Here is a 23,457-nt window from a genome sequence, read left to right as displayed (position 1 = left end):
TGTATGATCAAACGGGGCAGAAACATTTTCTGCCCCGTTTTGTTTTCAGGCCGCAGCGATTTGGGCGCGGGGCCAGCCCCGTGCTGCTGCACGTTCAAGGTTTGATTTAATCACCAGCTTATGGAACGGGCTGATCGCCCTAAGGTAAGACCGCCCCAGCAGGTTGTGGCAATGAACAACGGTGGTTGCCACTAGTTCGGTGTGACGGGTGCCAGGGCTGGGACGTAGCAAAAGCGATGCCTGAAAATCAAGATGGCGATCCTTTTCCCCCAGAACCAGTTCAGTCTCCGTTTGCTGCAGGATCGCGAAGAAATCGATTTGGCCTGTCGCGGTCGACGAATGATTTTCTGTTGTCTGGCGGATGGTTCGCGATGTTTTAAGGCCAAGCGGCCCCACCACGCCATCGCGTATCGCCAGTAAACCTCTAAACCACAAAGACGGGTTTCCCATCACCTCGCGTGCCAATGTTCCGATGTCGGTTATGCTGTCATCGGGCAGGGCAATGGCAAAGGCATCAACCAGATTTGCCCCGGTGTAGGATGAAACCAGCACGCTTTCGCCCGGTGCCGAAACGGCGGTGGCGCGGCGCATGTTAACAGGCATTATCTTGTCCTTTGTGCGGGGGCGGGGGGATGTTGATATCCGTTATCCGTGTTCAAAATGGTTGCCGCGATCATTTGCCATTTTGCCCCGGCGGGCAACAGGGATTACCGGTTTGGTGATTGGGGTGGCTTTTGGCTGCAATGTTTGGGCCGTTCTCGTGCAATTGCAACCATAAGTCTGTCTGTGATACTTGCCTTGTGCCATGCGCCATGATTTGTTGGCCGCCATTCATTATTTCAGGATACGCCCATGTCCCGCCTTTCTGCGCCACCAAGCCAATCTGGCCCATCCGTCACGCCCGCCCCTGCTGAAAACCGGTTGTTGGGAATCCTTTGCGCCATTGTCACGGTGACCATCTGGGCATCTTGGGTGGTGGCAACGCGCTATGCTGTGACAACGCGTTTTACCGCCGTTGATCTGGGGCTGATCCGTTTTATTGTGCCGTTTGTGGTGCTGGCCCCGGTCTGGATCAAGCGCGGCATATGGCCGCGCGGCTTGCCGGTTATAACCGGCTTGCTGATTGTTGGCGGCTCGGGCGTTACCTATTCGCTGGTGGTGGCAACTGCGCTTAAATTTGCCCCGGCATCGCATGTGGGCACGTTGTTGCCCGGCGTGATGTCGATCTGGGCGGTGTTAATTGGTGTCGCTGTGTTTGGTGAAAAGCCCGGTGTGATCCGCTGGGTGGGCTATGGCGTTATTGCGGTGGGCATTGCCATTTTAACCGCGTTGCAACCGGGCGAGGCCGACCGGGCATCTGTCATTATCGGTTATGCCTTGCTGGTCGGCGCTGCTTTGATGTGGGCCTGTTATACCCATGCGCTCCGCCGGTCCGGGTTAACCGCGATTGATGCCGCGGCCTTTACCGGCTTTTGGTCCTTTGTCAGCTTTGCTGTTATTGCGCTGTTTACCGGCACCACCATCGCTGACGCCCCGTTAAATGACCTGTTGGTGCAATTGTTGTTTCAGGGGGTGTTGTCGGGCGTGGTGGCGGTTGTCACCTATGGCATTGCGGTGCGCAATATTGGCTCTACCGGGGCGGCGGCCTTTGGCGCGCTAACACCGGCCTTTGCTGCGCTTGGCGGTGTTTTTCTGTTAGGGGAACTGGGCAGCATCAGCCTGATACTGGCGGTCGCCCTGGTTATTGTCGGGGTGATGATTGCCTCGGGCGTTGCAAGCAAGCTGTTGCGGCGTTAACCCGCCGATATAACCTTGGAAAACGTAAACGGCTGGCGCGGTGCCAGCCGTTTTGTTTTGCGGGCGATGTGATATCGCGATTGTCAGCTTTGCGGGGTAAAGCGCGCCACGGCCTTTGCCAGCGGCGGACCAATCAGCAACACCATAAAAAACCGCGCCGATTGCATCACCAGAATAAACGGCAAATCGACATGGGTGCTTGCAGCAATAATGGCAACGGAATCAAGCCCGCCGGGGCTGGTCGCCAGATAGGCGGTTAACGGGTCCACGCCAAGGTAATGCACCAGAAACACCGAGATACCGGCGCAAAACCCGATCAGCACCACAATGGAAAGCAGAATTTTGGGCAGGGCATGGGCCGCATGATGCAGCACAGAGGGGGTAAATTTTAACCCGATGCTCCAGCCGATCATGGCATAGGTTAACCCTAAAAACCATTCGGGCAATTCCACATCCAGCCAGCCATTGATATGGAGCACCATCACCACAATAATTGGCAACAGCAACGCGCCCGACGGGATGCGCAACAAAACGCCAATGGTGGCGGCGGCCCCGGCCACCAGCAATGTCAGGCCGAAATTACCCAGGTCAAACGCCGGGAACCACTCATGCACCGGCACCGTTGCGCCGGGCGGCAAGCTGCTGGTAACCCAGAAATTCGCCACCATCGAGGCCACGGTAACCACGCACACCACGCGCACATATTGCATAAAGGCCACCAGCCGCGCATCGGCACCAAAGGCCTCGGCCATAATCACCATGGCCGAAGCAGCACCGGGTGATGAGCCCCAAATACCGACCGTGCCGGGCAATACCCGGCGAATGCATAAAATCCAGCCCAGAAAACTGCTGGCCAGCAGGGTTAAAAAGGTAATGCCAATCACCAGCGGCCAGTCATCGGTAAAGGATGTAATGATCGCCGCCGTCATTGACCCGCCAATCATCGCACCTAAAACCGATTGCGCCGATAAAAAGCCAATTTTCGGAATGCGGATGGTGGCGCTGTTAGTACCCATCACAATGCCGACAATCATCGGGCCCAGCAGCAATGCCGCCGGAATATGCGCCTGATGCAAAACAATGCCGACGATAACGGAACTGCCCAGCAAAATTGCCCATTGCGCGGCATCGGGCAATTTCCCCAGCCGTTTTATCGGCGACGGGTGGGGCTGGTGGGGCTGGTGAGGCGGATGGGGGGCATCGTTCCGGGGGCTGTTCAGGTTTGGGGCCGGGTTTTCGGGCGGTTCCTGGTTCTGCGTTTGGGCGGTGCCGGGCGTAGGCGATGGTGTGGGGGCGGCGGGGCGCGCTTGCGACGGGTCTGTTAAACCGGGCTGGTGCGGGGGATGGGGCGGCTTTGACATATCGTGGGGCAATTTCATATTCCGTATTGGGGCGCAAATCGGGTGGCCTTTGCGCAGTGATATCGGACAATTGTTTTAGCCGGTCTCTGTCATGGGCTGACAGGGCAGGATGTTCAAATTATGTGATGCACAATGCCATAAAAATTGGCAAAGCCCTTAGGGGTAATATGCCAGATAACATATCGTCGGGCGTGTAAGTATAACCATTATTTGGCCTTTGCGACCTATGCCGGTGCAAGAGGGGGCCATTGCCCAATCCGGTCTCGCAATGCAAAATTATAAAAAGGTAAAGTTCCCGATATGGGGGCGTTGTTATCTTTGCTGCCGCGCGCGGGCAAAACCGTGCGGGTTGGCGGGGGTAAGCCCGCTGCCGATATCCCCCAACGCCACATGGTGGTCGGGTGTGCATTGCCGTGGCATTGGGGAATACCGGGCAAGGTGATGTGGGGTGATGTCGGGTTATGCCGGATGATGGCATACGGCCTCAATGTTGTTGCCATCGCGATCGCGGATAAAGGCGGCATAATAGTTTTCATGGTAATCCGGGCGCAGGCCGGGTGCGCCATTATCCGTGGCACCTGCGCTTAGGGCTGCATGATAAAATGCGTCAACCGCAGCACGGCTTTGGGCGGAAAATGCAATATGTGTTGTGGTTGTTTCGGCCATGGTGGCCGCCCGCCCGCTGATCCAGAAAAACGGTTTGCCCTGATTGCCAAAGCCCGTATGGGCGGTATTGCCGGTTTGTTGTGCGGTCACTTCCATAACAATGGAAATGTCCAGCGGAGCCAGGGCAGACAGGTAAAACCCGCGCGATTTTTCATGGTTGCCCACGCTTATGCCGATGTGGTCAATCATTGCATTCCTCCTGTTATTTTCAAGGTGATGCCAGATATTACCATACCCCTCCTGACAGGAGCCTGTCAGGAGGGGTATGGTAGCGTGATGTCATGTTGATCAATAGCGGATACCCGATATGAGACGCGCCGACAGATTGTTTCGCCTTGTTCAGATTTTACGCCGCCGCAAACTGAGCCGGGCGCGTGAGCTTGCCGAGGAACTTGAAGTTTCCGAACGCACCATTTACCGCGATATCCGCGATCTTGCGGCATCGGGGGTGCCGGTGGAGGGCGAGGCCGGGGTTGGCTATATCCTGCGTGATGGCTATGATTTGCCCCCGCTGATGTTTGATGCCGACGAAATCGAGGCGCTGGTGGTGGGCGCGCGCATGGTGCAAAGCTGGACCGACCCGCAGATGGCGCGGGCTGCCAGTGATGCGCTGTCGAAAATCGAAGCCGTGGTGCCCGAACGGTTGCGCGGGTTGATTGGCGGTATTCCCATTGCGGTTGCCGATATTCCCCAGGAACCGATCTCGGTGTCGATGCCGGTTTTGCGCCGTGCCATTCGCGAACGCAGCATGATCAATATTGATTATGGCGATGTTAAAGGTGATTTGACGCAACGACGGGTCTGGCCGCTGGGAATGTTGTTTTTTGGTTCGGTCTGGTTGTTGGCGGGCTGGTGCGAATTGCGCAATGCCTTTCGGGTTTTTCGCGCCGACCGTATTTTAAAGATGGATGTGTTAACCGAACGCTATCGGCCCACACCGGGGCGCACATTGCGCGATTACCTTATTTCCGAAGGTGTCGAAGGCGAGGTGTTAAATGGCCTTGGTCGCTAATGAATTTGTCACAATGGTTGCCGATTTGTTGTCGCCTTTGGGGCAAATAACGGCAAAACGCCTGTTTGGTGGCTGGGGGCTTTATTGTGATGGCACGGTATTTGCGCTTGTTTTCAAAGATGTGCTGTTTTTAAAAGCCGATGATTTGTGCCGCACCCGGTTTGAGGCAAAAGACCTGCCCCCGTTTCGTCCGCACGGGCCCGATGGTATTTGCATTGCCTATTTTGAAATACCGGGCGACTGGCTGGAAGATGGCGACGATATTTTGCCATATGCCCGCATTGCGCTTGATGCCGGGTTGCGGGCATTGGCAGCAAAAAACGCCAAAGTGAAAAAACCGCGCAAAAGAAAAGCGGCGAAAATCAGCGAAAATTCGCGATAAAACTTTATAACGGCGCGCCTTTCTTGCCACAGCACCTCTCCTGTTTGTCTCCCATATCCGCCGGTGTTTTCCTTTAACGCTGCCACGGTGTTGCCTGCGGCGGCATCCCCTCCCCCGGCGCGGAGCAGGCCCTTGTCTGGCGGGCCGGTATGGCGCGTGCCTTCTTTCTTGGGTATAGGTTGACCTGTTCTTGATGGTCGTGATCGGGGCGTGGTGGGGCAATATGGGGGCATCCGCGCGCGAAAACAGGGCGTTTCCGCTGTTTTTAGGGCGGGAATGGATTATTTTGTTGGGGGAAAAGCTGGCAATCCTTATGATCGTAACTATTGCAATGAAGAAATGTGGCAGTGCGACGAACAACGATGACTGCACTGATAACGTGTTTATGAGTGCCCATAAAATGAAAGCAAATCGGTGCGACTGACGGAGCAGGTTAAAAGCTTTGTTGATTTATTTCGGTTGCATCGCGATCGTCCGGAACTTTTACGGGCGCAAGTCACCGGGCTGACTCAACAAATACCAATGATGTATTTGCTGCTGGTCATTAATTCATTGGCCCTTAGCTATACCCATTACGATCAGGCACCCGCATTCCTGACGCTTGTCTTTCCCGGCATTTTGACCGTTATTTGTGTGGTTCGATCGATCCACTGGATCCGGGCGCGGAACCAACTTGACGATACCGATGCCGCCATCCGGTTGCTGCAGCGCATTCGGGTTGTGGCTGTGGCCGTCAGTGTTCTATTTACCGCCTGGTGGCTGGCTCTTTATTCCTATGGCGATGATTTGCACCGCGGGCATGTGGCCTATTTTGCCGCGGTAACAGCGATTGGTTGTGTTTTTTGTTTGTTGCAGTTTCCCGCTGCCGCACTCAGCGTTGTTATTGTGGCATTGGGCAGCAACGTGATCTTTTTTGCGTTTAACGGGACGCCGGTTTATTTTGCCATTGCCCTTAACCTGGCCACCGTTTTTGCCGTTATTATCTATTTCATCCGCAATTATTATACGACCTTTTCAGGGCTGTTATCTTCGCAACTGGTGCTTGAAGAAAAACACCGCCAGACGCTTGAACTTAGCCAGCAAAACGAAAAACTGGCCCATTGTGATGCGCTCACTGGCCTGGCCAACCGCCGGGATTATTTCAACTGCCTCAATAACATGATTGTCGCGGCGGAAAAGCTTGCCGGGAAAATGGCGGAAAATATCGCCGTGGATGCATATAAATCGACGCGCTTTGCCGTGTTCCTGATTGATCTGGACGGGTTCAAACCCGTCAATGATGTGCATGGCCATCTGGTGGGCGACGAAATCCTGATCCATGCCGGAAAACGCATTTGTGATGTTTTGGGCGAGGAGGGATATGTTGCGCGGTTGGGGGGCGACGAATTTGGTGTGATTTTGCGCAACTATGACAGTGAAACCACGCTGGAAACATTGTCCGCCCGAATTTGCGAGCGGTTAAACGCCCCGTTTGAAAGCAAGGGCGGCCCCGTGCAATTGTCGGGCACTGTGGGCATTGCAACCTTTCCTGCCGCAGCGCGCACCGCCAATGGCCTGTTCGAGCGGGCCGACTTTGCCCTGTATCATGCCAAGCGAAACGATCGCGGCACGGCTGTTTTGTTTGCCGCCCGCCATGAAACCATCATCCGCCAGGAATCGCGTATCGAACAGGGGTTGCGCCAGGCTGATCTTGAGCGCGAATTATCGCTGGTTTTTCAGCCGGTTTATGATTTGCAAAGTGGTGAAATATATTCGGTCGAGGCGCTGGCACGCTGGAACAGCCCCGAACTTGGCCTGATTGCCCCCGATATATTTTTCCCCATGGCCGAAAAAACCGGCCGGGTAAACGGTTTGACGCGGGTGTTGTTTAACCGGGTTTTGCAAGACGTTGCCACCTGGCCTGCCCATATTGGCATTTCGTTTAACCTCTCGGCCCGCGACCTTGCCGTGTCCGAGATGGTAAACTGGCTTATCACCCGGATCGGGCAATCGCATATTGAACCGCGCCGAATTACATTTGAAGTCACCGAAACCGCAATTTTGCGCGATTTCGATGCCGCCCGCGAACATATCGATTTGTTGCGCCAATGCGGGGCGCGGGTGGCACTGGATGACTTTGGCATCGGCTTTTCCAGCTTGCGCTATATCCACGAGCTTGAAATTGACTGCCTGAAAATTGACCGCAGCTTTATCAACCCGATTGTTACCAACCCGCGCAGCCAAAGTATCGTCAAGACGGTGTTTGATATGTGTGAAAATTTCGGGATCGATTGTGTTGTCGAGGGGGTGGAAACCGCAGAACAATGCGATGTGCTGCGATATTTCGGCGCCCGCTATGCCCAAGGTTACCTGTTTGCCCGTCCCGCTGCCGATTTCTCGTTCGATCCGCTGGCCGATATCGGGAGCCAGCCCGTTCTTTTTTCGCGCTAGAGCATATTTCCTTTCATAAGACCCATTCTGCCCGCGCATTTTGCTGCTCGGCAAGGAGAAGTCCGCAGGGCGTAACGGGGTTACGGACAAGGATTTCGACGTAGCCGAGCAGCAAAATGCGCGGGCCCGGAGGGTTCAATTTTGACGGCGTTTGACGGCGTTACACCGCTTGCCCGATGCGCCGCCTCGCGCGGCGCGCTGTGCCTTGCCAAACGGCACGTCAAAATTAAACAAAATGGGTCTTATTAAAGGAAACATGCTCTAGATGATAAAGACTGATCGGGGCGGCTTTTGTGCCGGGTGGATTGCCTGTGGGTGGAGAGAACTGCTTTTTTCAGGCGCGCTTGGGAGCATTATATAAAAATTTGAATAAAATTTGAATTTTGGCGGGTTTTGCCGATGCGCTGTCGCGTCGTTTTGCTTTTGGTCGAGGGCGGCCCGACCCGCACGGTATAAGGTGTTGATACGACTCGCTGATTTTTTCGTGGTTGCTTGATTTCTGCCGAGTCGTTACGATCCCACATCTTTCTTTGCATGCGGGAAGCCTGACGCAATGGCGTATATGCAGCCGGTTGTTCCTTCAATTTCAACCCCCACCATGGCACAGATGGCCGATCTGGCACCGGAAACGCTTGGGCGTTTGCGACAGATGATTGGTGCCTTGCCCGATATCCCGGCCCGGTTGCGGGTTATGGGGCATGGTTTGCTTGATTTGGGGCTGAACGATCTGGCGCGGGATTGTTTTGGTCGGGCGTTGCTGGCCGACGACCTTGACAGTGCGACCCATCTTGGCCTTGTGCGGGCCTATTTGCAAAAAAACGAACGTGCCCCGGCAATGGAACATTTAAAAATTGCCATTGGCCTGCGCCCGGAAATACGCGATTTGCGCGTGGTGCTGGCCGATTTGCTGCGCGACGGGCGGCAATTACACCGCGCACTGGACCAACTGGCACAGGTTTTAACCGACGAACCGGCCCATGCAGGGGCCCGTCGGGGCCTGGCCGATTTGTTGCGCAGCGCGGTTTTAAAACCGCAAGCCGCGCCGTTAAATCAGGTGTTTGCAGCAACCAGCGGGGATGCTGTTGTTATTCCCGCGGGTAATGAAGCCGCAAATCACGCCACCATAAATAATGGTGCCAAAAGCGCGCAGAGTGCGCCGCACCCGCATCAGCCGGATCAATTTCCCGCCATGGTATGGGGCCGCGACACAGGCCAAGCTGGCGCAACACTTTATGATGCCAGCATGACGATGGCGCAAAACTGGTATTGGATGGAGCCGAACCATCCGGCGCTGCAATAGGTGCCAACAGGTGCCAACAGGTACGAAGACGTTTGGTTTATATGGCGCGATTGCCCGTCACGGCTATGCTTCTCGCTGCGATTGCAAGGTTACCAGGGTAAAGTCATCGCCAAGTTCGCGCGGGGTGTGATCGTAAAAATAGTCGGTCACCTGGGATGCAAGGTCGCTATTGCCGCCGGGCCGGGTCATGATGTTGCGCAAGACATCGCATAACCTGTCGGGGTCGAGCATATTGCCGTCAGTCAAGGGCGTTTCAATCAGCGCGTCGCTGTAAAGCATCAGGAAACAGTCATCGGTAAAGGCCGTTTCGCGGGTGTCATAATGTGCATCTGCCGTCACCCCCAAAGGCACGCCAGAACCGTCGAGAAATTCAAAGCTTTGGCCATGGTTGCGGCCAACGATCGGGGCGGTCGAGGCGGCACAGGCATATTGAAAACGCGCATTTTTGCGGTCAATAATGCCATACATCATGGTGGCATACTGGCCCACCGGCAAAAGCCGTTTAAGATGCACATTCAACGCTGCCAGATAAGCGCCCGGATCATTCAGCACATCGCCGTCTGACCACATCAGCGAATGCAGGCGAAAGGTGTTAAGGGCAGCCCCGATGCCATGCCCGGCAAAATCAACCAGATAAACCGCCAGCCTGTCCTTATCAAGCGGGGCCAGCCCCCACATGTCCCCGCCCAGTTCCGACGACATTTGAAACGCCGCACTGATTGACAGGCCATAATCACGGCCGATCGGGCGGTAATAGTCAGGCCGCGGGATTAGCATTTCTTGCATGTCATGGGCCAGAATAAGTTCAGACTGGGTTCTGTCACGATAGGCGCGCAGCTGTTTGACCAGAATTCGATGTTCAAGATGGATTTTAACCCGCGCCAGCAATTCGGATTTGTTGAGCGGCTTCAAGATCAGGTCGGTGGCACCATCCTGAAAAATGCGGGTGCGGCCTTCGTTTTCTTCAAGGGCTGTCTGGGCAATGATCGGAAGGTCAATATAGGCCGGGTCGCTGCGCAATTCCTTGCATACGTCGTATCCATCCATTCCCGGCATGATGATGTCGAGGATCAGCAGGTCGACCTGATGGCGGTGGACCTGTTCAATGGCGTCGTTGCCATCGCGGGCAAAAAGCAAATTGGTAAACCCGGCAGCCCGCAAATAGGATGCCACGATTTCACGCGAAATCATGGTGTCGTCAGCAATCAGGATATGGGCCTGATGGACTTCGTCAGGGGTGTCTTGCGGGCTGTCTTCAACAGGGGAGGCCGCAGGTTCGGCCGCCGATGCCGCCAAGGAAGGACGGGCCGAGGTTTGGCTGCGTTCCTTGTCCGCTGCGCGGGGCAAGGGGCGGGGCTGGGCTGTTTCAAGCGAATTTGACAACGAAATTTGCGCACCGGTGCCTGAGAAGCGCATGCGAATGGTGCGACCCTCACGCTCGAATTTAAGGTCATGGCATAAGGTTTTTATCAACGACAGGCCCCGGCCAAAGGTGGATTCACCGCCGGGCATTGTTGCCAGGTCGGTTTTGGCGGGAATGGCAAAACCGCGCCCCTGATCGTGGATGAAAATTTCAACGCCGCCATCGTTTAACCCGCGTGCCGCCAGAATAATGGCGCGACGGCCATAGGTGGTGTCAGCCAGGCGGTCCCGGGTTTTTTGCTCCAGCGCATGGAATTTTTCCATCGACAGGTGGCCCGATGTGTCGATTTCCATATTGCCGTGCAGCAATGAATTGGAAAAGGCTTCCTGAACCGCAATTTCAAGGGTGGGGGCAATTTTGTCGTCCAGCACATTGCGGCGGCGCAATGCCGTGACAAATTTGCGCGCGATTGGCAAATGATAGGCGCTTTGTGTGGAAAGGCACGCCAACAAATCCCATTGCGGGCCGGGATAGGGCCTGCGAAGCGGGCTAAGATCGCCCAGATCAAGGCCTTCATAGGCCTCGATGAAATAATTGCAGTTCAGGCGCGTTAACGCACCCAACCAGTCCGGCGTCACCAGACTGGGCAAAAAACAGGCTTGAAACCGAACGTCTCTGGGAAAGTCCTCAATGCCCGAACCATGCAAGAACCGGACTTCCGCATCGTTGTCCGGGGTGAACAGGTCGGGGCCAGCGGTAATGCGCTGTGCGGTGCGAAGGTCGGCACTGCCGGCAATGGCAACACGATGAAAAAGGGGCATCTGTGCGGTCAAGTCGGCAGAAGCTGGCATGGGTCAGTCTTCCATCTGAAACAAGGTGTCAAAACGGGCAACTTCCAGCATCCGTTTTACCTGGCCTTTGGCACCGCGTAGCACCACGGTGGTCCGGTTTTTTTCGCCTTCGTCACGTGCCAACAGCAACATGCCCAAACCGGCTGAATCAATAAATTCGATGCCAGCCAGGTCAAATATCTGGGTTTCGGCGGGCAGGGCGGTGATTTCGTCAATCAGTTTGCGAAAAACGGTATGGTCGCTAAATGTAAAGCGGCCTGCCATTTCGGTGGTGATGGTATTGTCTTCCTGCCGGGTTTTGTAGTTCACACTGTTGTCCTCCTGATCGGATCACGCTACGAAAAACGGGTTCGCAAGCTTTAAGACGGGCTGTTTTGTTTTAGCCGACTTTCGCCTTGCCGCATACAGTCGCCCGTATGAAGATTTGGTTCACGCGGGATCAAGATACCAAAATCGCAGATTGCCAGAATTTAAGGCGGACAGGTATATGATTTTTATCAATTTTTGCTGCAAAATATCCCCGTTCGATGTTGCTGTTTGATATTGTTGTGCTCAACCCTGCCTGACAAGGATGTGATTAAAAGGATGGTCGAAAACAAGGCGCGTATTCTGGTCGTGGAAGACACCCTGTCATTGGCGCGGGTCTATCAGGACTATTTGCGTGCCGATGGCCATCATGTTGAACATGTTGGGACCGGGCGCGATGCGATCAACCATTTGCGGCGAAATTCCGTTGATATTGCCGTTGTTGATTTGCTGCTGCCCGACATGGATGGCCGCGAAGTTTTGCGTGTGGCCCATGAAGCATCGCCGTCAACCCAGGTTATTGTTATTACCGCGCACGGCTCGGTTAATGTCGCGGTCGAGGCGATGCGCGACGGGGCCTATGACTTTTTGTTAAAGCCGTTTACGGCTGAAAAGCTGCGCTCCACCGTGATTGATGCCCTTAAAGGGCGGCTTGTTGCCTCAAAACGTCATGATCTGGTGGTTTCAGAGCCAGCCAGCGGAACGCCATCGGCCAGCGGGGCCGAGGCGGATGATCGTAAATATTTCGATATTATCGGCGGCTCCGATACGATGCGCAGTATTTACCGCATCATTGAATCAGCCGCCCCCAGCCGCGCCACCGTCTTTATTACCGGCGAAAGCGGCACCGGCAAGGAACTGGCGGCCGAGGCCATTCACATGCGCAGCGAACGGACCAATGCGCCGTTTATTCCGCTAAACTGTGGTGCAATCCCCAAAGACCTGATGGAAAGTGAAATTTTTGGTCATGTGAAGGGGGCGTTTACCGGGGCTGTGGTTGACCGCGAAGGGGCCGCGCACCGGGCGGCCAATGGCACGTTGTTTCTCGATGAAATTTGCGAAATGGACCTGGAACTGCAAACCAAGCTGTTGCGGTTTATCCAGACCGGCAGTTTCCAAAAGGTTGGTGGCAGTTCGCTGGAAACGGTGGATGTGCGCTTTGTGTGCGCCACCAACCGTGATCCGCTAGAAGAAGTGCGCGGCGGCCGTTTTCGCGAGGATTTGTACTATCGTTTGCACGTAATCCCCTTGCATATGCCGCCCTTGCGCGATCGCGGGTCGGATATATTGCAGATCGCCAATTTTTACCTGCATCGCTTTACCCGTGAAGAAGGCCGCGATTTTACCCGCTTTGCCCCCGACGTCGCCAACCTGTTTACCCGCTATTCCTGGCCCGGCAATATTCGCCAATTGCAAAACATTATTCGCAATGTCGTGGTGTTAAATAACGGCCCCGAAGTGGTGATGTCGATGGTGCCTCGACCGGTCAGCAATTTTGATTTCGAGGATGGCCAGTTCGCCAGTGGCTCGATCGAGGCACCGCCCCCGCATCCGGTGATATCGCGCGGCATGCCGGAACAAGATCGCATGTGGCTTGATGACCCCGAAGCCCTGGCGTTTCTTTCGGGCAAGCAATCGACGGGGGGCTTGGGTATTTTTGCCGCTCGGCCCCTGCGCTCGCGTGAACGGCATGGCGCGATATCGGACCAAAGTGCCGAAAACATCCGCCCGTTATGGCTGGTCGAAAAAGACGCAATCGAAGATGCAATCGACCGTTGCGACGGCTCCATTCCCCGCGCCGCCGAGGCGTTGGGGGTCAGCCCTTCGACCATTTATCGTAAAAAACAGTCGTGGGAAGAAATCGGCTAGTGCTGTCGTCTGGGGTTTATCGTGTTGCCGGGCTAAATTCGTCTAAGGCGGATTGCAGCCTGTGCCAATCGGTTTCGCTGCCGGGTAAACCAAGGCGAAGCCAGTTTGGTGTGCGGTGAAACCGCCGTCCCCAAATGCCGTTTGTTGCCAAATGGTGATGAAGGGCAGGCAGGCACGCCCCGCTATAAAGCTGCAGCAGGCCGGTGCCGCCAACCAGATGGCAATCAGGCAACGCACAAATCAGGCGATCCAGGCGGCTGGCATCGCGGGCCAGTCTGGTGCGGGTTGCGGTTTGCCAACTGGTATCTGTCAGCGCCCGTGTGGCGATGTGCAGGGCCGGGCCCGGTATGGCCCACGGCCCCAGCCGGTCGCTGATCTGGCGAGCAAGGGGGGCAGCGGTAATGGCAAAACCAACCCGGGCGCCCGCCAGACCAAAAAACTTGCCAAAGGACCGTAAAACAACGGTATGGGTCAACACGTTGATCTTTGAGCATAGCGATATGCCCGGCACGGTATCGGCAAAGGCCTCGTCAATAATCAGATATTTCCCCTGATCTTGCAGTCGCTTGGCAAAATCAAACAGGCTGGTGGCATCGATCATGCCGCCATCGGGATTATTGGGGTTAACGATGACGAAAACATCATGGCTGGCAATGATATCGCCCGATTTGTCGTGGCTTTGAACAAGGCTTAGCCGGGTGTGGGCGGGGTAAGATATTTCGGTGGTTTTAACCCCGGCACGTTCCCATGCGCGTGCATGCTCGCCATAAGTCGGGCCGAAAATGACGGCTGTTTTGACGCTGCCGGTTTGTGCCAGCAAAAAAGGAACCAGCTGGATCAGCGCCTGTGTCCCCGGTGCGCTGGCAATATGGGCCGAGGATGGCACGTTATAGCAGGTTTGCGCGGCATCGACCAGGGCGTCATTATCGCTTTTTAACGGCAGGCGATGCCAGCTTTCGGGCGACGGCGTGCCAACCGGATATGGCACAGGGTTGATCCCGGTTGACAGGTCAAGCCACTCATCAAGCGCGATGTTGTAATGCGCAGCCGCCAGATCGATAGCCCCTCCGTGATGAAAGATATCATCCGACATTTGCGTGTTGCTCCGTTTCTGGCAGTCACATCCATGGTATGCCCCTTGCCTATCCTGCCTTGTGGCGACTGGCAAGGGGATGTGGCACGGGGAGGGCTAAAGGGATAGATGAAGGGATATGACACGGCGCATATCATTGCATATCATTTGCCCGCCACGCCAAACCCGGTTTCCCCGCCTTATGCTGGTTGCGTGTAATTCTTGCGCGCGTGCGAAACCAGCCGTATCGTCCGCCGCAGCTTGATTTGCGACAGATTAGGATGCACGGCAATGATTTCGCCTGAACAGGCACAAAAAGCCGATTTTTGGCGCCAACTTAACCCCGATCTGCATATAGACGGGCACGCCGGTGCGGCAAACGGGCATGACACCGGCCCTATGGCCGCAGGAATGCTGTTTGACCCTGCCAAAATCGATTTTTCCACCTTGTCAGACCGTTTCTGGGATGAAGGTTATTTTTTGTTAAGTGACGTTCTGGCGGTCGATGTTCTTGCTCGCGTGCGCAATGCCATTGAACGGCTGGTGGCGGCACGCTTGCCACCGGCGATGATATATTTGTATGACGAAGCCTGGCAGGTATTTGCCGCCCTGAGCCCGTTGTTAAGCCATTTTCTGGGCGATCGGGTTGCGTTGCTGCCCCATTTCTGGGCGTGGCATATTGATCCGGGTGCGCAGGGCAAAGGGTGGCCGCCGCATCGCGATTATCAGGGCGAAAGTGTGATTGGCGATGACATGCTGATCAGCCTTTCGCTGTGGGTGCCCTTGTCTGATGCAACACCGGAAAACGGCTGTATGTATGTGTTGCCGCGCAGTTTTGAACGGTGGTATAAATCACCGGTAAGCAAACCACAGGATGTGCTGTTACAAGATGTGCGTGCCCTTCCTGCTGTGCCGGGGGCCGTTATGGGGTGGCGTCAGGATGTGTATCACTGGGGCGGGCGGGCATCCTCTTATGCCGCATCGCCGCGGATCAGCCTGTCGCTGGAATTTCAAAATGCGGCTTTTGATCCGCTGGGGGAACCGTTACTTGATATGACATCACCCCCGCAGTTTAAAACACGCCTGGCCTTGATTGGCGCGCAATTCGCCAAATATCAGCATATGCAGGATATGGATAAGGATGTGCTGGCGTGGGCAGAAGGGCTTGTGTCGATTTGACGGGTTTGGCCGGTTTAACATGTGCCGGGCCGATGCTGGGCGGGCATCAGGGGCAGGTTTGATATCTGGTGGTGCCAGGTATGATTTGAATAAAACGCGCTGTATACAGCTGGTTTGTATCCACTTTGTTGTCGGGCGTTGCTGGCGGCAAAAAGGCTATCTTTAGGGCGACAAGGCCGAATATCACTATTCCGGGGGTGGATTAAATGCTTCGATTGGCTGTGATTTGCGTCGTTGCGTTTGGATTTATCGCCGGTGTTTATTCTGTGCTTCCGGCTGCTGTGGGGTCCCTGTCGACCGAGCTTTCCTTTGCCATCGCCTTTGTTGTTGAGTTTATGGCGATTTTTTCTGTCGCCATCGGCTGGGTTATTTATGACACCACCCGACGCCAGCAGCTTTTATATATCGCCCTGGGACTGCTGACCCTGTTTATTGGCGACGGGGTGGGGTTAATTGCTCCGGTCATAGTGCCTTATGCCAGTGACGGCTGGTGGCGGGTGCTGTTGTCCGATATTTCGTGGTTCGGCATGTTGACCCGCGTGGTGGCGGGGTGCTTTTTTCTGGCCAGTGTGGTGCGTGCCAACTGGCGCGATAACCTTTGCCGAAACGAGCAGATCTGGGTTGCCATGCCTGTGGTTTTTGCAGGCGTTGTCGTGCTGCAGTTCGGCCTGTCGGTTTTTTCCCCGTTATTTGGTCTTGATGTGTCGCATGTCTTTGAACATGCCATGATGCTGCCCTTGCTGATGAGCACACTTTTGATGATTGCCGTGCTGTCGGGGTATCTTCAGCGCATGATCCGCCGCCCGACGGCGTTTGAAGTGCTGTTCACCGGATTTTTGATCAATTCGGTTTATCATCACATGGCATTTGTTGTTTTTGATGTCGGTGGCCGCGATATTACCCGCGATTTTTTAATGCCGTCCCGCCTGCTTAGTTACGGGTTGGTGCTTGTGGCGATGGTGGCGGCATTGCGCGATCTTTATCGTTCCGCCTCGCAATCAAGTTCCGCCAAAAGCGCGTTTCTGGCCACCATGAGCCACGAAATAAGAACGCCGTTGAACGGTGTTTTGGGGATGGCGCAATTGCTGCGCCAGTCAAATCTTGATGGTATTCAACGCGAACGGGTCGATGGCATTTTGTCATCGGGGCGGGCCTTGATGTCGCTGTTAAATGACATTCTTGATATGAGCAAAATTGAAGCAGGCCACGCCGAAATTGAAAACCGGCCGTTTCGCCCGTTCGATATTACTTGTGATCTTTCCAATGCCATTGTTGCCCTGACCCAGGAAAAGAATTTGAAACTTGTCTGGGATGACAAGGTGCTGCGCAACAAGGTGTTTATTGGCGATGAAGTGCGGTTTCGCCAGATATTATGGAACCTGCTCTCAAACGCGGTGAAATTCACCAGCAAGGGCTCTATTCATCTGGTTGTTGAGCATGATTCCAGCAGGGCCGGCGGGCGGATTGGTGGCAATCGCAACAGTGAAGTGTACCGGTTTTCCGTTATTGATACCGGTATCGGCATTGCGCCGGAACGTCAGGCGCGGATCTTTCAGGCCTTTACCCAGGGCGATAATTCGACCATGCGCCAGTTTGGTGGCACCGGGCTTGGCCTGTCGATTTCGCAAAGCCTGATTGCCATGATGGGCGGGCATATTGGCCTGCATAGTGTCCCGGTGCAGGGAACCCGGTTTGATTGCTGGTTACCGTTTGATGTTCATACGGTCAGCGACGGTGAAACGGGGCAGGATCTGGAACAGGCCGATGAAAATACCGGTGGCATTTTGGCCGAAAAGCGGGTTCTGGTGGTCGAAGACAATGAAATAAACGCCAATGTTATTCAGGCGTTTCTTGAGCGGTGGGGGTTGCAGGTTGATATTGTTGGCAATGGCCGACTGGCCGTGCAGGCGTTCGAGGCGCAGGATTATGATGCGATTTTGATGGATGCCCACATGCCGGTTCTCGATGGTGAAGGGGCAACCCGCCACATTCGCGAGCTGGAACGCAGTGCCAGTGGCGGGCGTATTCCCATTATTGGTGTAACAGCCGATGCCTTTGCTGACCGCCAGCGCGATTTTCTGGCCGCCGGTATGGACGAAGTTTTGACCAAGCCGATTGAAGAACGCCGGTTATATGCCAGCCTGATCCATCACTTGCGGGGCCGGGAAAGTTTGACAAGGGGGCTTAATGGTCTGAACGGCGGCAATGGTCGCAATCGTGCGCTGGGCGATCTGGCCCGTGCCGAACCCGTTGCTGACGACAAGGCGGATATCGGCGGGGCAGCGTCTGACCATCGCCATATGGCACAACCTGCATTTGCCAGTGCCCGCCCGCTTGATGAAAGCCGGGTAATATCAGGCGCAGAAGGAAGCAATTCCCCGGAAAAACAGCAACAAATCACCCCCGGCGGAGCGGCAGAGGCGGACCAGCCCCGCCGCAGTCCGAGTGCAGAGCATCCGCAGGGCCCTGATTTTGACCATGGGGACGGGGCTAAATTCCCGTCGGGGGCGGAGGACATGCCAGTGAACACAGGCCCGGTCGATATAGGGGGAAATGTCCAGCAAGCGCGCCCGCAACGGCATTTTTCAGCCGAAAAACTGGTTAATCTGGTGCGATTGCGTGAAATGCAGGATGCCTTGGGGACGGATCAGATGGTCATGCTGATCGAAATGCTGCCCGGTTCATATCAGGATGAACGAACCCGCATGGTTCACGCGATAGAAAGTAACGACACAGAAAGATTTCGCCGCTCGGCCCATTCGCTCAAGGGGATGGCGGCCAATCTGGCGGCTGATGAACTGGCCAAAAAAATGCGTGAACTGGAAAAATTCGACGGCGACCTAAACGATATCATGCACGAAATAGCCCCCCTTGATGAGTTGATGCATCAAAGTGCCGATGCGTTGTTGTCATCATTGCAATAAGTCATTGTTTGTAAAATATGTCGGCGATATTTGACCCAATTTGGCTTTGATTGATTTGAAATATTTCGGGTTTTATTTTGAAATTCGTAATCCAAGGGTGGTTTTGTTTCAAATATCGCAATGTTGATCGTGTAATATTTCTCGTGTTAGGTGGGCAAGGTTGAGGGGCCATAACAGGAGAAGTAATTTATGATACGCGTTCTGTCCCGGTCTGTTTTATGTGCCATTGCTGCGACGTTTATGTTGTCGGGCGGTGCCATGGCCGAAAATTCTACCGCAGCTTCATCTGATGATGCTTCTAGTGCCGCCGCACCGGCGCGCAAGCAGGTGCAGATCCTTGATACCCGGAAAAATATCAAGGTAAGCGGCCAAAAAGGCCAACTGGCCCATTTGACCAACCCCGATACCGGTATGAAAGAAACGGCCGTGGTTATGGAAACGGCCGATCTTGAAAGCAAACCGATTATGATCGCGATGCGGCTTGCGCACCCGCTGGGGGAAGCCGAGCTTGAATATTTTGATAAAAACAAACCGGCGGCTGTCGCTTTGTCGGCGAAATGCGACGAAGTGCTGGTGGCGAAAATGCCCAGCGGGCGGCACATTGCGCAGGGCAATCACTGCAGTCTTGTCGATTTCAAGTGATCGATTTGTGCCGGGTTTAAAGAACCCCGGCAGGGTTTCCCATCGGCGGCGGCAATTTTTTTGCCGCGCCGACGGGGTTTGGTCTGATTGTTTCTGAGATATGCTGCGTTAACGCGATATCAGGTCCAGCGTGTGGCGCGATACGGCCTCGTTGCCATTGTCGGTAACAATGACCGAATGACCGGGGCACATGGCAAAGCCGGTTTCGCTGTCCATCAGGATCATATGGAGGAAAAACACCATGCCGGGCTGCACAATAACCGGGTTGGCATGGTAAAACATCGGCCAGTCCATCCAGTTCGGGGCAAAGGTGGTGCCCATCGAATAACCACAGGCATTAAGGCGGTGGTTGAACATATTGTTGTCATCACAGACCCTGGCATAGGCATCAAATACCGCGCCAACCGGCTCGCCGGGTTTTAAGGCCGACCGGCAGGCCTGCATGGCGGCGGTTGCGATCTTGTGCATTTCAATATGGCGCGGCGTTGCCCCACCCACCGGAATGGTGCGCATCATGGCGGCATGATAATGGCGATAGGCCCCGGCCCATTCCAGGGTGATCTGGTCTTTTTCGGCAATGTGTTTGCGGCCCGAAAAATACCGGCACAACAGTGCATCCTGCCCCGCGCCGATGATAAACTCATTGCCGGGATAATCCCCGCCGCCCGCAAAAACAGCCCCTTGCATGGCGGCCAGAATATCGCCCTCAAACGCCCCGCCATGCACGGTGTTAAGGGCGGCATCCCATGCGTCATCGGCCAGTTCCCCGGCGCGGCGAATATATGTCAGCTCAGCCGGGCTTTTCACCACGCGCAATTCCGATACCAGGCGCGAGGCATCCCACAAGGTGCAAAAACCATCCAGTGCCCCATCCAGCTTTTTGCCATTGGCAGCGGTTAAGCCATAGGCATCATATTCAACACCCAGCTTTTTGTTGGCCATGCCAAATTCGGCCAGCATATCGCGCAATTGCAAGGCCGGGTTCACATCAGGCCCATCGACCCAGATGCGGATGTCGTTGATATCGGATGTATGGCGCGCCTGGCGCAGGTCGGGCGCGCGGGTGATCAGCGCGACAGTGCCATCCACACCCAGATACAGGCACTGAAAAAAGACATAGCCAAATGTGTCATACCCCGTCAGGTAAAACATGCTTTCCTGGCGAAACATCAACAAACCATCCAGCCCTGCGGCTTCCAGCCTGGCAATGGTGTTGGCCCGGCGTTGCGCCAGTTCGGCGCGTTCAAAATGCAAGGCCATCTGGCGGCTCCCGTCCCTGATAAACATATGAAAATGATGGTGTAACGCTATCAAGTTTCTACAATCGGGCACAGGATATTTTATAAAATCCGCACCAGGAATGATGTGCCAGCCGTGGCTTGTGGTTGATCAGGCGTGTGTGTCGGGATTGGGCGGGCATCATCGGCATCCAGGGTGCGTCGTGGCGCGATGTTTTTGGGAACAGCCGGGTACCGGGTTCGTTATAATTATATCGCAACAATTGACGGAGGATATCATGGTTCAGGACCACGGACCGTCGATAAAAGATGATGAAACCTATCAGCGGCTACGCGAAGACGGGGCCAGCAAGGAAAAAGCCGCCCGGATCGCCAATGCCGGGTCAGAAGCCAGCAAAAAAGGTGGCAAACATCCGCCTTACGAAGACTGGACCCGTGACGATCTTTATGAGCAGGCGCAAAAAGTGGGCATCGAGGGCCGGTCTGACATGACAAAAGACCAGCTGATTAAGGCATTGCGCAATCACTAGAGCATATTTCCTTTAATAAGACCCATTCTGCCCGCGCATTTTGCTGCTCGGCAAGGAGAAGTCCGCAGGGCGTAACGGGGTTACGGACAAGGATTTCGACGTAGCCGAGCAGCAAAATGCGCGGGCCCGGAGGGTTCAATTTTGACGGCGTTTGACGGCGTTACACCGCTTGCCCGATGCACCGCATCGCGCGGCGCGCTGTGCCTTGCCAAACGGCACGTCAAAATTAAACAAAATGGGTCTTATTAAAGGAAATATGCTCTAGCGCCTGCTATCGGGCTGATTTCCCGTCCCGTTGTTTCCCGCTGGTCTGAAACCTTTTGGCTGATGTGGCAACGAACCTGCGGCGATGGCGCAGGTTCGCCTTTGTTGTCGCGATTTTTGCCTGACGGGTTGGAATCTTGCAGATTTATTACCACATCATGTTTTCGCCCTTGTGACACGGGGATCACGAGACGGTTTTTTAATGCCTTGAACATGTCACTGTTTTTGAAAGGAGCACAAAATGGCAAGTTACAATGACCCCAAGCGTTATGCGACCTCCCCAAACGATTCAAAAATGGCAGGTCCGCGTTACGAAAAATGGAACCGCGACGACCTTTATCATCTGGCAAAAATGCGGGGCATCAAAGAACGCGCCGGCATGAGCAACGAAGAGCTGATAGAGGCCCTGCGCACGCACGCCTGATGACGGCTGCTTTGCCAGTTTATCGATGCAGGATGTATCGATTTGCCCGAACAAGATGTGACGGGCCCCGTCGTGTTGGGGCAGGCAGTTTCAAGGAAACAGTGTTTTCATTGCCTGCCCGGTTATTTTCGTGCTGCAACTTCCCTGATTTTTTGACATATGAAACCGGCTTCCGGGATGTGCATCTTTTTGGCTGCCCGGTGCAAACTACATCCTGGTGCTCTGGTTGCGAACTGTCAGACCCCATACGGGTGGGGAGATTTTTGTCCTTCCTTGCCATGAGCGCGAAAACAGCAATAGCAGACCTGATGGTCTGTGGGGAATGTCGCCAGAGCCGATAGTGATGGCATGACAGCAATGTATTATATTTTGGTTGAAATTTAAGATAAAATCACAACTTGCAATGTCGACCTATTCGATCGTCTGATGGTACGTTTACGGGAAAATATCGCGAGTAATTCTTAAAATTATTCCATTATTAACGCGCGGTACAAGGGGTTTACAGGGGGTGGGGTTGTTTTTGGACAGGGCCTCATTCCGGCATTTCGCCCGTGAATGTTGATTGATCCCACGTCAGGTTTAGGTCGCACTATTCTAAAGAAGGGTTTAACCGTGTTTGACCCGGGGATCGGAATTGATTAAGGGCTTGGTGGCCGTTTGTTGGGACGGGGAAATCTCTGTGAAAACAGGGTTGCAAATGGGACGGGCCGGGTGAAGTTAATACGACGGACAGCACATTTGATGGTGGTAACGTTTTTGGCGCTGGGCAGCGGGCAGGCATGTGCCGCGCCCGACAAGCAGCCACGCGTGGCCTTTATCAATCCGGGATACGGAACGCATGGCTTTTGGAAAGATGTCAGCGACACCATGCACGCCGCCGCCCGGCAGTTTGGTTTTGATATCGTTGAATTTGACAGTGACCGGCGGTGGCCTTTGATGGCCGAAAATGCCAACCGTGTTTTCATGATGGACCCGCCGCCCGATTATATTATTGCGGTGAATGAACACCAGCAGGGCGGCCGCATTGTGATCGAGGCCAATGCCCGCCATATTCCTATTTTCATGTTGCTAAATGATCTGACCGAAGAACAGAAAAGCCGACTGGGGCGCGCGGGGCATAATTTGCCCTACTGGATTGCGACATTGACGCCCGATAACGAAAAAGCCGGGTTTGATATTGCCCGTTCGCTGGTTGAGGCAGAACAACAGCTTCATCCCGGCACGAAAAAACGTGATATCTGCCTGCTGTCGCTGGCGGGGGATAGCAATACCCCGGCCTCGCTTGACAGGATGGAGGGGCTGGACGTTGCCTTGGGTAAATTCCCGCAATTGAAGGAAAAACGGCGTCTGGTGGTTAACTGGTCCTATGACGAGGCCTATAAACGAACGGCAACATGGTTACAGGATGGCTGCCTGGACGCGGTGTGGGCCGCAAATGATGATATTGCACGCGGCGCAATCGCGGCCATTGTGAAGGCGGGCAAGGTGCCGGGAAAAGATGTTGTCGTCGGGGGCTTGAATTGGTCGGCCAAAGGCCTGAAACTGGTGAAAGACGGCCAGATGACCATGACCCATGGCGGGCATTTCCTTGCCGGGGCGTGGATCATGGTGATGTTGAATGATTTTCATCACGGGATTGATTTGCAGGGCAGGGGGCCAAATTATTCTTTTCCAATGCAGGCCCTGACCCGTGATAATGTTGACAGGTTTGAAGCCGTATTTGGCCAGCGAAACTGGGATGTCGTGGATTTTTCCAAATTCGGGCTGGTCGGGCAGAAAGATAAAAACGCAGGTTATCATTTCGATCTTGATCATTTGTTTGCGGCGGTCAAAAATTGAATAAACCA

At 54.6% G+C, this 23,457-nt stretch carries 19 protein-coding genes; 12 read left to right on the top strand and 7 right to left on the bottom strand.

Annotation, left to right across the window (positions count from 1 at the left end; translation table 11 throughout):
* Positions 1–45 precede the first annotated feature (45 nt).
* On the bottom strand, positions 46–603 hold the full coding sequence (locus TMES_RS19100; RefSeq protein WP_085585521.1) for a DUF2867 domain-containing protein: 558 nt from the start codon (positions 601–603) through the stop codon (positions 46–48).
* A gap of 249 nt (positions 604–852) precedes the next feature.
* Here TMES_RS19100 and TMES_RS19090 point away from each other — a divergent pair, with 249 nt between their 5' ends.
* Positions 853–1,797 (top strand): DMT family transporter, encoded by a 945-nt coding sequence (locus TMES_RS19090; RefSeq protein WP_085585517.1) that lies wholly within the window; start codon positions 853–855, stop codon positions 1,795–1,797.
* An 83-nt stretch (positions 1,798–1,880) separates the two neighbouring features.
* On the opposite strand, the gene TMES_RS19085 is transcribed toward TMES_RS19090, so the two are convergent.
* Entirely contained in the window at positions 1,881–3,170 is a 1,290-nt protein-coding gene (locus TMES_RS19085; RefSeq protein WP_245835515.1) for an AbrB family transcriptional regulator, read from the bottom strand.
* A 447-nt stretch (positions 3,171–3,617) separates the two neighbouring features.
* Complete coding sequence (locus TMES_RS19080) at positions 3,618–4,013, bottom strand: VOC family protein (protein ID WP_085585515.1); 396 nt, start codon at positions 4,011–4,013, stop codon at positions 3,618–3,620.
* Between the two features lie 118 nt (positions 4,014–4,131).
* On the opposite strand from TMES_RS19080, the gene TMES_RS19075 reads away from it, so the two are divergent.
* The 4 genes from TMES_RS19075 to TMES_RS19055 all read left to right on the top strand — a co-directional run bounded on the left by TMES_RS19075 (position 4,132) and on the right by TMES_RS19055 (position 8,948).
* Positions 4,132–4,836, top strand: a complete 705-nt coding sequence (locus TMES_RS19075; protein WP_085585513.1) for a helix-turn-helix transcriptional regulator — start codon at positions 4,132–4,134, stop codon at positions 4,834–4,836.
* Positions 4,820–5,218: a TfoX/Sxy family protein gene (locus tag TMES_RS19070; protein ID WP_085585511.1), complete on the top strand. Its 399-nt coding sequence runs from the start codon at positions 4,820–4,822 to the stop codon at positions 5,216–5,218. The genes TMES_RS19075 and TMES_RS19070 overlap by 17 nt, the downstream gene beginning before the upstream one ends.
* 522 nt (positions 5,219–5,740) lie before the next feature.
* Positions 5,741–7,648, top strand: coding sequence for a putative bifunctional diguanylate cyclase/phosphodiesterase (locus TMES_RS19060; RefSeq protein ID WP_143589735.1), 1,908 nt, complete (start codon positions 5,741–5,743; stop codon positions 7,646–7,648).
* Positions 7,649–8,201: 553 nt separating this feature from the next.
* The gene (locus TMES_RS19055) at positions 8,202–8,948 is read left to right on the top strand and encodes a tetratricopeptide repeat protein (RefSeq protein WP_085585505.1); all 747 of its coding nucleotides are present in this window, start codon (positions 8,202–8,204) and stop codon (positions 8,946–8,948) included.
* Positions 8,949–9,011: 63 nt separating this feature from the next.
* On the opposite strand, the gene TMES_RS19050 is transcribed toward TMES_RS19055, so the two are convergent.
* Complete coding sequence (locus TMES_RS19050; protein WP_085585504.1) at positions 9,012–11,162, bottom strand: SpoIIE family protein phosphatase; 2,151 nt, start codon at positions 11,160–11,162, stop codon at positions 9,012–9,014.
* A 3-nt stretch (positions 11,163–11,165) separates the two neighbouring features.
* Positions 11,166–11,471, bottom strand: coding sequence for an STAS domain-containing protein (locus TMES_RS19045; protein WP_085585502.1), 306 nt, complete (start codon positions 11,469–11,471; stop codon positions 11,166–11,168).
* A 276-nt stretch (positions 11,472–11,747) separates the two neighbouring features.
* On the opposite strand from TMES_RS19045, the gene TMES_RS19040 reads away from it, so the two are divergent.
* Positions 11,748–13,337, top strand: a complete 1,590-nt coding sequence (locus TMES_RS19040; protein ID WP_085585500.1) for a sigma-54-dependent transcriptional regulator — start codon at positions 11,748–11,750, stop codon at positions 13,335–13,337.
* A gap of 16 nt (positions 13,338–13,353) precedes the next feature.
* On the opposite strand, the gene cobD is transcribed toward TMES_RS19040, so the two are convergent.
* Positions 13,354–14,430 (bottom strand): threonine-phosphate decarboxylase CobD, encoded by a 1,077-nt coding sequence (gene cobD, locus TMES_RS19035; protein ID WP_085585498.1) that lies wholly within the window; start codon positions 14,428–14,430, stop codon positions 13,354–13,356.
* A gap of 270 nt (positions 14,431–14,700) precedes the next feature.
* On the opposite strand from cobD, the gene TMES_RS19030 reads away from it, so the two are divergent.
* The 3 genes from TMES_RS19030 to TMES_RS19020 all read left to right on the top strand — a co-directional run bounded on the left by TMES_RS19030 (position 14,701) and on the right by TMES_RS19020 (position 19,154).
* Positions 14,701–15,588 (top strand): phytanoyl-CoA dioxygenase family protein, encoded by an 888-nt coding sequence (locus tag TMES_RS19030; protein WP_085585496.1) that lies wholly within the window; start codon positions 14,701–14,703, stop codon positions 15,586–15,588.
* 206 nt (positions 15,589–15,794) lie between these two features.
* Complete coding sequence (locus tag TMES_RS19025) at positions 15,795–18,512, top strand: sensor histidine kinase (protein ID WP_085585494.1); 2,718 nt, start codon at positions 15,795–15,797, stop codon at positions 18,510–18,512.
* A gap of 189 nt (positions 18,513–18,701) precedes the next feature.
* Positions 18,702–19,154, top strand: coding sequence for a hypothetical protein (locus tag TMES_RS19020; protein WP_085585492.1), 453 nt, complete (start codon positions 18,702–18,704; stop codon positions 19,152–19,154).
* A gap of 108 nt (positions 19,155–19,262) precedes the next feature.
* Here the strand turns inward: TMES_RS19020 and TMES_RS19015 are convergent, their stop codons facing one another.
* Positions 19,263–20,414: a M24 family metallopeptidase gene (locus TMES_RS19015; protein WP_085585490.1), complete on the bottom strand. Its 1,152-nt coding sequence runs from the start codon at positions 20,412–20,414 to the stop codon at positions 19,263–19,265.
* Between the two features lie 256 nt (positions 20,415–20,670).
* Here TMES_RS19015 and TMES_RS19010 point away from each other — a divergent pair, with 256 nt between their 5' ends.
* The 3 genes from TMES_RS19010 to TMES_RS19000 all read left to right on the top strand — a co-directional run bounded on the left by TMES_RS19010 (position 20,671) and on the right by TMES_RS19000 (position 23,449).
* Positions 20,671–20,922 (top strand): DUF7218 family protein, encoded by a 252-nt coding sequence (locus TMES_RS19010; protein WP_085585567.1) that lies wholly within the window; start codon positions 20,671–20,673, stop codon positions 20,920–20,922.
* Positions 20,923–21,427: 505 nt separating this feature from the next.
* Entirely contained in the window at positions 21,428–21,610 is a 183-nt protein-coding gene (locus TMES_RS19005) for a hypothetical protein (RefSeq protein WP_085585488.1), read from the top strand.
* 711 nt (positions 21,611–22,321) lie between these two features.
* A complete protein-coding gene (locus TMES_RS19000; protein ID WP_245835514.1) occupies positions 22,322–23,449 on the top strand; it encodes an ABC transporter substrate-binding protein in 1,128 nt (375 codons plus the stop codon).
* The last annotated feature ends 8 nt before the right edge of the window (positions 23,450–23,457 follow it).

The sequence above is a fragment of the Thalassospira mesophila genome, assembly GCF_002115755.1.
Classification (GTDB): domain Bacteria; phylum Pseudomonadota; class Alphaproteobacteria; order Rhodospirillales; family Thalassospiraceae; genus Thalassospira; species Thalassospira mesophila.
The sequence above is the reverse complement of the archived record's forward strand: the minus strand, read 5'-3'. Positions and strand labels throughout refer to the sequence as shown.